Below are 12,826 nucleotides of genomic sequence, written 5' to 3'. Positions count from 1 at the left end.
ATTTCGCGCCACATCAGGACATTACACGCGCGCATCGATCCAATCGATTATATCGCGCATCACGCTTTCCTTGCCGAGATCGGCGAGGAGGTCATGATAGTGACCTTCATAGAGCTTGAGCGTCTTGTCGCTTGATCCCGCGGTCTGCTGGAAGAATTCGCTGCCGTGGTAGACGGTCGCCCGATCCCCGGTGCCGTGCAGGATCAGCAGCGGGAGGGTGATCGTCGGGAATGCATCGTGCAGCCGCTCGTCGGCGCGGACCAGCGCCGCGACCGTAGCCGCCGGCTGGTTCTCGTCCTTGATATAGGGATCGGCGTTGAGCATCGCGACATGCGCCGGGTCGCGCGAGAAATCCTCGTTCTTGAGCTTGAGCACGCCGAGATGCGGCGCGATGTGGCTGAGCCCCTTGATCGCCGCGAGCGCGAAGCTGGGCGCGGGCACCTGGAAGGCGAAGTCCTCGCAGATGAAGCCGGCGAGCTGGTCCTGATGGTCGAGCACATAGGTGGCGCTGGTGACGCCGCCGGCGCTGTGGCCGAGCAGGAAGGTCTTGAGCCCGGGGTGGCGCGACTTGGCGATCGCGATCGCCCCGCCGAGATCGTCGGTATATTCGGAGATCTTCTCGACATAGAAGCGCTCGCCATCCGAGCGCCCGCGCCCGCGCAGATCGGCGGCGTAGACGGCATAGCCCTTCGCGACGAACTGCTCGGCGACCCACTGATACTGGCCGCTGTGCGAATTGAATCCGTGGCAAATCACCACCACGGCGCGCGGATCGCCCTCGGGCAGCCAGCTGCGCAGGAAGATGTTGATGTGATCGGTGCTGCCGAAGGTCTCTTCCGTCGCGGTCATGCCCTGCCCTTTTCCGAAGATTCGCGCGGAGGATGCCAGCGATGCGGCGCTGCGTCAGCTACTCCTTCGGGTAGACGCGGCGCCTATACCCGGGTGGCGAAGGGCGTGAAGTTGGTGTCGGTATCGAACACGTCGACGCCCTCGCGGCGCTTGAGGAAGCCGACGACCAGATAAGTGACGGGCGTGAGGATCACTTCCCAGGCGACCTTGAGCGCCCATTGGGTGAAGAGCACCTGGATGACCAGCGCGCTGGTCCAGCCCTCCGCGCCCAGGAATGCCAGCGGATAGAAGATCAGGCTGTCGATGCCCTCGCCCGCGATCGTCGAGCCGATCGTGCGGGTCCAGAGCATCTTGCCACCGGTCAGCAGCTTCATCCGCGCCAGGACATAGCTGTTGACGAACTCGCCCGCCCAGAAGGCGCAAACCGAGGCGAGGACAATGCGCGGCACCTGGCCGAAGATCGTCTCATAGGCGGCCTGGTTGCCCCAGCTCGGTGCCGGCGGAAGTGCCACAACCACCCAGGACATGAACGCCATGAACAGCACCGCGCCGGTCCCCGCCCAGATCACCCGGCGGGCGCGAGCATAGCCATAGACCTCGGTCAGCACGTCGCCGATGACATAGGAGATCGGGAAGAACAGGATGCCGGCGCCGAACGGCCAATAGCCGTTGTAAAGCGGCAGCCAGACCTGGGAGACCTTGCCCGCGCCGAGCACGTTCGACAGCAGGATGATCGCGACGAAGGCGGCCATGACGAAGTCGTAGTAGCGGAAATGCCCGCCCCGCAGCGTGTTCGCGGCGACCTGCGCCGGCTTCGCGTCCCCCTGGCTCATGCGGCAATTATGATGCCGGTTCCGCTGCCGCGCAATCCACGCTAGGGCGAGGCCGTGCGCGCCCGTAGCTCAGTTGGATAGAGCACGTGCCTTCTAAGCTCGTGGTCGCTGGTTCGAATCCAGCCGGGCGCGCCATTTCCTGCACGACTCGGCTTCGGCCCCTCCCCTCATCTTTACGGCCCTCGCGCGCCGCCAAACGCAAAAAAATCAGCGAAGGTATCGTAAAGATGACACGCACGAACAAGCGCTGACACACCCGTTCAAGAGAAATGGGCGGCACTCGGGTAAGGTGAAAAAAGCATTTACCGCCAAGACGTTGCACTCACGTAACATGACCTAGGCGGCACTACCTTTTTCGGGGGCTTCCAAGATCATGGTTAACCGCAGCAACGGCGCGCGTGCGTCCAAGATGGCTTCGTCGCGGGTTGGGCGGGAAATGCTGCTGCGAAAGGCGTTGCTCGCCTCGACCGCGCTGATCGGCGTCTCTCTGACCGGAACCGCCGCGCACGCCCAGGTCGTGGCGTGCACGTTCCTCCCCGTCGAAGGCACGCCCACGCCGGATCCGTGCAGCGGCGGCGGCGGTGGCAGCGGCTCGCCCGCGCCGACCCCGCCGCCCACGCCCTCGCCCAGCCCCGTGCCGACCACCTATACCGCGACGACCGAGGCCGAGCTCGCCTCGGCGATCGTCGCTGCGAACGGCAATCCGGGCTCGACGATCGTGGTCGGCGCAAACATCACGATCTTCAACCTGCTGCCCGTGGTCACGGCTGCGACGACGATCCAGAGCGCGGCGGGCAACACCTTCACGATCAGCGGCAACACCCAGTATCGCCTGTTCTTCGTCGATGCGGGCACCGGCGCGGTGAACTTCACCGGGCTCGTGCTTGCCAACGGCAAGGCGCAGGGTGGCAATGGCGGCGTGGGCGGTGGCGCCGGCGGCATGGGTGCCGGCGGCGCGATCTTCGTCAACAGCGGCAATGTGACGGCGACCGACGTCGCGTTCAGCGGCAATGCGGCGGCAGGCGGCAACGGCGCGGCCCTGAACAGCAACGGCAGCGGCGGCGGCGGTGGCGGCGGCCTGGGCGGCTCGGGCGGTCAGGGCGGCAATGCGGGCGGCGGCGGCGGCGGCTATAGCGGCGGCGGCGGCGGCGGCGGCTCGCAGCTTTTCAACGGCAATCCCAACGGGACGGATGCCGGTGCCGGCGGCGCCGGTCCGGGCGGCGGCGGCGGTGCGGGTAGCGCGAATGCCAATGGCAGCGCCGGCACCAATGGCGGCGCGGGCGGCAACCTCGTCACCCAGACCGGTGGCGCCACCGTCAACTATGGCGGCGGCGGCGGTGGCGGCGGCGCCCATGGCGGCGCTGGCGGCGACCACCAGGGCGGCGGCGGCGGCGGCGCCGGCTATAACAGCGGCGGCGGCACGGGCGGCAGCAACAATGCCGGCGGCACCAGTGGCGGGATCGGCGGCGGCGGCGGCGGCAGCGCCGGTGCTGGCGCGGGCGGCAATGGCGGTGACTTTGGCGGCGGGGGCGGCGGTTATTACGCCTATAATGCCGGCAATGGCGGCTTTGGCGGCGGTGGTGCAGGCGGTTATGGCTACATCATCAGCGGTACCGGCAGCGGCAATGGCGGCAATGGCGGCTTCGGCGGCGGCGGTGGTGCCGGCGGCGGCGCGACCCCAGGCACCGGTGGCGCGGGCGCGGGTTCGGGCACCAGCGCGACCGGCGGCGGCGGCCTGGGCGCCGGCGGCGCGGTGTTCGTGCGCAGCGGCTCGTTCACGGTCTCGGGCAGCACCAATTTCACCGGCGGCACGACGACCGGCGGCACCGGCGGTGCCACGGGCACGGTGGGTGACGGCGCGGCCGCCGGCTCGGCACTGTTCCTGACCACGGGCACCACCACCGGCTTCAATGTCACCGGCACCACGACGATCGGCGACACGATCGCCGACGATTCGGCGACGAGCCTCGTCGGCGGCGGCTATACGGCCGGCACCGGCGCGGGTGCGGCGGTCTCGCTGACCGGCGGCGGCACGCTCGTGCTGACCGGCGCCAACACCTATGCCGGCACCACCACCGTGACCGGCAGCACGCTGCAGCTCGGCAATGGCGGCGCGACCGGCTCGGTCGCCGGCGCTGTCACGCTGGCGAGCAACGGCGTGTTCAAGGTCAACCGCACGGGCACGGTTTCCAACGCCGTCGGCGGCAACGGCACGGTTCGCGTCTCGTCGAACGCCACGCTCTCCGGTGCGCTCACCGCCAATGGTGGCGTCGATATCGATGCGGGTACCACCGTGACGCTCGGCAACGTCACTGCGGACGCGAGCAGCGCGGCAGTGCGCATGGGCGCCGGCGCGACGCTCAACACCTCGAGCGGCAAGTCCCTCATCGGCCATTGGGGTATCTACAACACCGCGGGCGCCGCGACGGTCAACAACGCCGCCACGATCACCGGCGCGATCGACGGTATCAACCAGCAGTCCGGCAACCTGACCGTCACCAACAGCGGCACGATCCAGACCAACCAGGGCGCCGGCTCGGCAGCGGGCATCTACATCAATGCCGCCGGCACGCATGCGATCACCAACAACAATGGCGGCCTGATCATCGGCGGCACCGACGCCACCTTCGGCTATGGCATCAGCATCGATGCCGGCAGCGCCACGATCACCAACAATTTCGGCGGCAGGATCGGCGCCGCGGGCGCGACAGGCGCAATCCGCCTGAGCTCGACCGGCGCGCAGACGCTGAACCTCAACGCCGGCTCGACCGTGGTCGGCAACATCTTCGTCGAAGACAGCGGCGCGGTGACCACGGTGGTCGCGGGCGCGCTCAACGGCAACTACAATGCCGGCACTGCCACCGGGGCCCAGAACTTCACCCTCGCCGCCACCGGATCGATGCAGGCCGCGACCTTCGGCTCGGCGAACGACACCTTCACCTGGCAGGGCGGCTCGATCACCGGCGCGATCGACGCCGGCGCCGGCACCAACGACGTGTTCATCAGCGCGCTCGGCACGAGCGGCACCGGCTCGCTGAACCTGCCCCTCCTCACCGGCTTCGAAAACTATATCCACCAGTCGGGCGCGCTGACGCTCACCGGCTCGCGGACCAGCGGCTATGGGTGGCTCGCTACCGGCGGCTCGGTGGCGGTCGCGGGCACGCTCGGCGCGTCGCTCAACGGCCAGGCGCTCGAACTGCGCAATGGCGCCACGGCGTCGATTCTGGCCGGCGGCGTCATCGGCGGCAGCCAGAACGGTATCTTCAACAACAGTTCCACCGCCACGACGATCTCGAATGCCGGCACGATCAATTCGGTGGGCACCGGCATCCAATCAACCAGCGGCGCGATGACGATCACCAACACCGGCACGATCGCGCCGACCCTGTTCAGCGCGATCACCTTCGCGCTCGGCGGCTCGCTCGACAACAGCGGCACGATCACGGGCGGCAGCGACGCCACCAACGCCATCGCGGCGGTGCGCTCCAGCGGCTCGTTGGCGGTGGCGATCACCAACACCGGCAGCATCACCGGGCAGGTAGCCCTGGCAATTTCGCTCGTCGGCGGCGGCACGATCGCCAATGGTGACGCCACGCATACCAGCGCGCTGATCCGCGCCTCGGCTGGGTCGGCCATCAACAACAGCGGCGTCAACGCCCTTACCGTGACCAATTACGGCCGCATCGACGGCACCGCGGCGGGCGCGGGCCAGATCACCGGCACGGGCACCTTCACGCTCAACAATCTCGGCACCGCCTCGATCGTCTATGGCGCCGGCTCCTACGGCGCCTTCAACACCGGCACCGGCGCATTGACCGTTACCAACGCCGGCAAGATCGTCGGCAGCAACAACGCGGTGGTGTTCGGCAACGGTCTGTTGAAGCTTTCCAACACCGGCACGATCGGCAGCGGCACGATCGACGCGGGCGGAAACTATAGCTCGGGCGGTGACGCCTATGGCGTCCGGGGAAGCGCGGTCTCGGTCTTCAACTCGGGCAACATCCTCTCCGCCTCCGCGGCGGTCCGAAGCGAGGGCGCGCTGACGCTGGTCAACACCGGCACGCTCGGGACGCTCGGCACCGGTAGCGGGAGCCTGGATACCGTCTGGTCGACGAGTGCGGCGAACATCCTCAACGCCGGCGCAATCACCGCGCCGACCTATAGCGGCATTGTTCTCGCGGGCGGCGGCACGCTGACCAACGCGGCGGGCGGCACGATCGCCGGCGGCAGCGATGGGACCGTCGGTGTCGGCGTCCAGCTCAAGGTCGGCGGCACGCTCAACAATTACGGCTCGCTGACCGGAGGCGGCGGTGGCGTGCTGGGCTCCGGAACGCAGGCAGCAACGATCAACCTGTTCGCCGGCTCGACCACCGGCACGATCCACACCGGCAGCGGCAACGACATTCTGGCGATCTACACCGGCCAGGTGAACGGCAGCGCAGTCACGCAGAGCTATACCGATCCGGTGAGCGGCGCGACGGGCAGCCTGACGCTGCAGAATGCCGGCACGCTGGCCGCGGCCGTCTATGGCGCGATCGACCTCGGCAGCGGCAATGACACGCTGGTGCTGCGTGGCACCGGCACCGGCGCGCAGGCAGGCAGCTTCTCGCTCCTTTCCGCGAGCGGCCTGGAGACGCTGACCAAGCTCGATGCCGGCACATGGACGCTTTCCGGCTCGGCGATCACGCCTGCAATGCGCATCAACGCCGGCTCCAGCGGCACCGCCGCGGGCACGCTGATCTTCAACGGCACCAGCGGCTTGTCCGGCTCGATCTATGTCAACGGCGCCACGGTCGTTGCCGCCAGCGCCGGCGCGTTCGGCACCGCGACGGTCCACATGGTCGATCCGACCGTCCAGTTCGCGGCGGCCGGCACCTATTCCAACCCCTTCCTGCTCGACGTCGCGGCGCCGGCGAGCGCCGACCCGACAATCTTCCAGAACACCTCCGGCGGCAACATCACCCTGTCGGGCACGATCACCACCAGCGCGGGGATCAACGCCAACCTCCAGCCGAACGCCGCGGCGCAGGACGTCACCTTCCGGGGCGGCAACTTCTTCATCCTGACCAACGCGCTCAACAGCTGGACCGGCACGACCACGATCGATGCCGGCACCACGCTGTTCGGCACTACCCAGACGCTCTCGGGCGGCAGCATCGTCGACAATGGCACGCTCTGGTACTCGCAGGGCTTTGTCGGCACGGTCAACGCCGGCATCTCGGGCAGCGGCGGGCTGCAGATCGACGGCGGCGGCACCGTCGCGCTGTTCGGCGCCAACAGCTTCACCGGCGGCACCAGCATCAGCTCGGGCGTCACCCTCCAGGTCGGCGACGGCGGCACCAACGGCACGATCACGGGCGCTATCTCGACCGGCCCGAGCTCGCAGGTCGTCTTCTCGCGCTCCGACAATTACAACTTCGCCAGCGCGATCAGCGGCGGCGCCACGGTCCGCGCGATCGGCACCGAGACGCTGAGCGGCGCGATCACCACCAGCGGCACGATCCTGGCCAACGGCAATGGCGGCACCGTCACGCTGGCGGGCGCGCGCAGCGGCGCGAGCGCCAGTGCAGTGACGCTGGGCGGTAGCTCAGTGGCGCTGACGGTCGCCTCGACCGGTTCGGTCGCTGGCGGCCAGTATCTCGGCCTCCAGATCAACGGCACCGGCAACAACCTCACCAACCTCGGCGCGATCACCAACAGCGGCGCCGGCGGCGACAACGGCTATGGCGCCGCCATCGGCATCACCTCGACCAGCGGCACCACCACGATCACCAACGGCTCCGCGGGCAACAGCAGCGCCTCGATCCTGGGCAGCAACGACGGAATCTTCCGCGTGGCGAATGCCACGGGCGCGCTGACAGTGAACAATTACGGCGCGATCACCGGCAGCCTGCGCGACGGCATCGAGAACCTGCCCGGCACGGGGGCGCTGACCGTAAACAACTACGCCACCGGCGTCATCGACGGCCGGGGCAATGTCACTGCCGGCAGCGGCAGCGGCATCCTGAACGTCGATGCGGCGCTCACCGTCAGCAATGCCGGCGTCATCAAGGGCCTCGACCAGGGCATCTATACCGGCGGCACCTTCACGCTTACCGGCAATAGCGGCCTCATCGTCGGCCAGACCAACGGCATCAACGCCGCGGGCAGCGCGACGATCACCAACAGCGGCACGATCGGCACGGGCACGGTCTCGGGGACCACCTTCACCGCCGGTGCGCTCGGCGCGGCGATCGTGCTCGGCAATGGCACGATCACCAACAATGCGAGCGGCATCATTCGCGGCGGCGCGGCAGCCAACACGATCGCCTCGAGCGGCGCGGTCACGATCGGCAATGCCGGCCTGATCGGCACCTCCAACACGGCGATCAATCTCTCCGGCGTGCTGACGCTCACCAACAGCGGCGACATCGTGGGCACGGGGGTCGCCGTTGCCGCCACCAACGCAAGCCTGTCGAACAGCATCGACAATAGCGGCCGCATCCTCACCGGCAGCGTCGCCGGCAACGCGCTGGGTGGCGCCGCCACAGTTACCGGCGTGGACGCGATCCGCATCGCCGGCGGCACGGTCACCAATCGTGCGGGCGGGCGCATCTCGGGACAGTCGGACGGCGTGTTCGGCAACGGCGCCGGCGCGGTGAATGTCGAGAATTACGGCACGATCAGCGCGAACAATTATGCCGCGATCGAGCTGCAGCGCGCCGGCACCGTGCACAATTACGGCGGCGCGGTAATCACCGGCGGCAACCGCAACAACAGCGCGACGGACACCGGCACGGGCATCCGCCTGCTGCAGGGCGGAACCGTCACCAACGATGCGCTGGCCAGCATCTCGGCCACGGGCTCGGCCACCAATATCGGCGTCTACAGCCTGGGTGCGACCACCATCGTCAACTCGGGCACGATCAGCGGCAATGGCGCCGCGATCAACCTGGTCGGCAACTTCAACGACACGGTGACGCTCAACGCCGGCTCGACCACCAACGGCGCGATCAACCTGGGCGATGGCATCGACACGCTCAACTGGCGCGGCGGCGCCTTCACCAGCGCTGACGGCGGCGCGGGCGTCGACACCTTCAACGCCAATATCGGCGTTGCCACGCTCAACCTCGCCAGCCTCACGGGCTTCGAGGCGCAGTATCTGCGCGCGGGCGACCTGACGCTGATCGGCACGCAGAGCGGCCAGGCCGGCTGGACGCTTACGGCCGGCACCGAGCTGACTCTCGGCACCGCGTCCAATGCAGCGAACTGGACGGTCAACGGCACCGCGGTGACCGTGTCCGGCGCCAACGCCACGGTGAACGTCGCGGCGGGCAGCACCGTGTCCTTCAGCGCCTTCGGCGTGACCGGCAGCTCGGCCGCCACAAGCGTCTTCAACGACGGCACGATGCGCGCAACCGGATCCGGTGCGGCGCTCAACCTGTTCGGCAGCGACAACTATCTGGCGAACACCGGCACGATCGAGGTAGCCAACCCCTCGGGCAACTACTCGGTCGTCTGGATGCAGGGCGCGGGCGCGCACACGGTCAACAGCGGCACCATCACCGGCGTGATCACCGGCGCCAACTACAACGCCGCGGTCGGCATGACCGGCACGGGCAGCATCTTCGAGAACCAAGGCGCGGACTCGGTCGTCACCGGCCAGCGCGGCGTGGCGCTCGGCACGAACGGCACCGTGATCAACGCCGGGACGATCACCGCGACGGTCGACAACGGCGTCACGGTCGGTGCGGGCAGCACCGTCACCAACAGCGGCACGATCACCGCGGTCGGGAGCGCCGGCGCCTGGGGCATCGCCGCCCAGGGCGGCGCCACGATCACCAACACCGGCTCGATCGACGCCAGCACCGGCCTCTGGCTGCAGGCCACGGGCGGAACCTTCACCGTCACCAACAGCGGCTCGATCACCAGCGCGCAATATGGCGTGAACGCCGAGCTGGGCACCCTCACCCTCACCAACCAGGCCACCGGCACGATCGGCACCGATACCGACGCCGCCGTACGCCTGGTCGAGGGCGGCACCGTCACCAACGCGGGCAGCATCCAGGGCGGCAGCAGCAGCACGACGGGCTGGGGCATCGAGATCGTCGGCGGCGACGCGACGATCGACAACAGCGGCACGATCACCGGCGGCGGCGCCGGCGCGATGGCGCTGGGCGGCGCGGGCACGATCAACCTCAACCTGCTGGCCGGCTCGACCACGACCGGCGACATCGTCTCGACCGGCGACGGCGCGCGCACCCTGGTGATCGATGGCGCGCTGGACGGCAGCTATGTCTCGACCGGCACCGGCATCGACACCGTGACCATGAATGCCGGCAGCTCGCTGACCGGCGCGGACCTTGGCGACGGCGACGACGTGTTCAACTATTATGGCGGCACGATCACCGGCATGGTGAACGGCGGCGCCGGCATCGACACGCTCAACGGCAATTTCGGGTCGGGCACCAACACCACCGTCACGCTCGCCAATTTCACCGGCTTCGAGAAGTTCGGCTTCACCTCGGGCGACGTGACCGTCACCGGCCCGAGCGCCTCGCCCGACGCCGACATCTATGCGCAGAACGGCGGCACCGTCACCTTCAGCGGCACCGAGGGCAATAGCGGCGACATCTATGTCGACGGCGGCAACATCCGTGCGGACACCGCAGGCGCGTTCGGCTCGGGCACGATCCACATGATCGATCCGACCGCGACCTTCGGGGCGACGGGCAATTATGCCAACGACATCAGCCTCGAGGTCGCCACCCCTTCCTCGGCGAACCCGTCGACGCTGAACACCGATGCGGGCGTAGTCGCCACGCTGACCGGCGCGATCACCACCGGCACCGGCGCGGGCGTCGACCCGAACCAGGACCTGGTCATCGGCGGCCAGGGCACGATCATCCTCACCAACGGCCTGAACAGCTGGACGGGCACGACCACGATCAACGCCGGCGCCACCCTCCAGGGCGCCAGCGACACGATCTCGGGCAGCGCCATCGTCGCCAACGGCACGCTGGCCTATGACCAGTCCTTCTCGGGCACGGTGACGCAGAACATCTCCGGCAGCGGCAAGGTGAACGTCTCCGGTCTCCCGACCACCGGGACGCTGACCTTCACCGGCACCAGCAACGTGGCGGGCGGCATCGTCGTGCTCGACGGCTCGGCGGTTGCCAACACCGGCACGCTGAGCGCTTCGGGCGGCACCAGCGTGACGCTGTCGAACGGCGGTACGTTCGGCAACAGCGGCACGGTCTCGGGTCGGATCCTCGGCACCGGCGCGGCCGCGACCAACGTCACCAACAGTGGCGCGATCAACGGCTCCATCGTCAACAACGGCACCGGGATGATGACGGTCGCCAACCAGACCGGCGGCACGATCACCGGCGCGGGATTCGGCTCGGCAATTACCGCGAGCGGCGCGCTGACCCTCGACAACGCCGTGGGCGCGACGATCCAGGGCAAGAGCACGATCGTCGCCAATGGCGGCGCGAACATCATCAACGCCGGCACGATCCACAACACCTTCACCGACGCCGCCATCAGCCTTGGCGCCGGCGGCACGATCGCCAACGCGGGCAGCATCCAGGGCGGCACCGGCGTCAGCGGCTGGGGCATCAGCTCCACCGGCGCGCTGGCCTTCACCAACCAGGCCGGCGGCACGATCGGCGGCGGTGGCGGTGCGATCTCCAGCAACGGCGCGACGGCGATCGACCTGCAGTTCGGCTCGACGACGGCCGGCGCGATCGTGGTCGGCGGCACGGCTGCCTCGATCATCACGGTCGCGGGCAACTATACGGGCGCGGTGACCCTGGGCGGCGGCAACGACACGCTGACCCTCGACAGCGGCGCGACGATCGGCGCGGGCTCGACCTTCGACGGCGGCGCCGGCATCGACGGCCTGGTGCTCGCGGGCACCGGCAATGCCAGCCTCGATATCAGCACCACGGCCAATTTCGAGAGCCGCACGATGAACGGCACGGGCGTGTGGACGCTCACCGGCACCGACAGCGCGAACGCGGGCTGGCAGATCAACGCGGGCACGCTTGCCGCTTCGACGGACAGCGCAGTCGGCGACGGCGCGCTGGTGACCATCGCAGCGCGGGGCACCTTCCAGATCCTGAGCGACCAGACGATCGGCACCCTGGCCGGCACCGGCACCGTCCAGATCGGCGCGAACACGCTGGTCCTGACCGGCGCGAGTGGCAGCTTCGGCGGCACGATCGCGGGCAGCGGCAATCTCGCCATCGCCAGCGGTGCCGGCGTGACCCTGGCTGGCGCCAATGCCTATACCGGCCAGACGATCGTCGCGGGCACGCTCACGCTCGGCGCGTCGAACGCGCTGGCGGATGCGTCGACGCTGATCGTCCAGACGAGCGGCACGGTGGACCTCGGCGCCAACAGCGACACGGTCGCGACGCTGGACCTGAGCGGGACGCTGAACGGCACCGGCACGCTGAGCGCGAGCCAATATGCGCTGCACAATGCGAGCGTGACCGGCAATCTCGGTGCGGGCATCCTGTTCCAGCTCGACGGCGTCTCGACGCTGGCCGGCACTGCGGCAGCGACCGACGTCCGGGTCCTGGGCGGCACGCTGGCGCTCGGCGCCTCGAACCGCCTGGCCGATGCAGCCACCGTGGTGGTCGACACCGGCGCGACGCTCGACGTCGCCGCGTTCAACGACACGGTTGGCCTGCTCGCGCTGAACGGCACGCTGGCCGGCAGCGGCACGCTGACCGCCGCGCAGGTTCAGCTGACCGGCGCGACGGTGAACGCCAACCTCGGCACGGGCACGGTCTTCAACCTGGGCGGCAGCTCGGTGCTGAACGGCACCGCTGGCGGCAACGTCTCGGTGCAGGCGGGCACGCTGGCGCTGGGCGCGGCCAATCGCCTCGCCGACACCGGCACGGTTGCAGTCAATACCGGCGCGACGCTCGACCTGGGCGCGTTCAACGATACCGTCGGCGCGCTCGCGCTGAACGGCACGCTGGCCGGCACCGGCACGCTCACCGCTGCCGAATATGACCTGACCGGCGCGGCGGTGAACGCCAATCTGGGCACGGGCACGGTCTTCAACCTGGGCGGCAGCTCGGTGCTGAACGGCACGTCGGCGGCGACGGCCGTCGCGGTCAATGGCGGCACGCTGGCGCTGGGCGCGGCGA

Annotated in this window: 3 protein-coding genes and 1 tRNA gene; 2 read left to right on the top strand and 2 right to left on the bottom strand. The window is 69.0% G+C overall.

The window, feature by feature from the left end; translation table 11 throughout:
- Window positions 1-21 precede the first annotated feature (21 nt).
- Both ABLE38_RS15970 and ABLE38_RS15965 read right to left on the bottom strand, forming a co-directional pair.
- Window positions 22-849, bottom strand: a complete 828-nt coding sequence (locus tag ABLE38_RS15970; protein ID WP_348975235.1) for a lysophospholipase — start codon at window positions 847-849, stop codon at window positions 22-24.
- A gap of 83 nt (window positions 850-932) precedes the next feature.
- Entirely contained in the window at window positions 933-1,682 is a 750-nt protein-coding gene (locus ABLE38_RS15965; protein WP_348975234.1) for a queuosine precursor transporter, read from the bottom strand.
- Between the two features lie 58 nt (window positions 1,683-1,740).
- Between ABLE38_RS15965 and ABLE38_RS15960 the strand changes: the two genes are divergently transcribed.
- Both ABLE38_RS15960 and ABLE38_RS15955 read left to right on the top strand, forming a co-directional pair.
- Window positions 1,741-1,817, top strand: a tRNA-Arg gene (locus tag ABLE38_RS15960).
- 301 nt (window positions 1,818-2,118) lie between these two features.
- Window positions 2,119-12,826: hypothetical protein (locus ABLE38_RS15955; protein WP_348975233.1), on the top strand; the 10,708-nt coding region annotated here is incomplete at its 3' end.

Source organism: Sphingomonas sp. KR3-1 (assembly GCF_040049295.1).
Classification (GTDB): Bacteria; Pseudomonadota; Alphaproteobacteria; order Sphingomonadales; family Sphingomonadaceae; genus Sphingomonas.
This window is presented reverse-complemented; position numbering and strand designations above follow the sequence as displayed.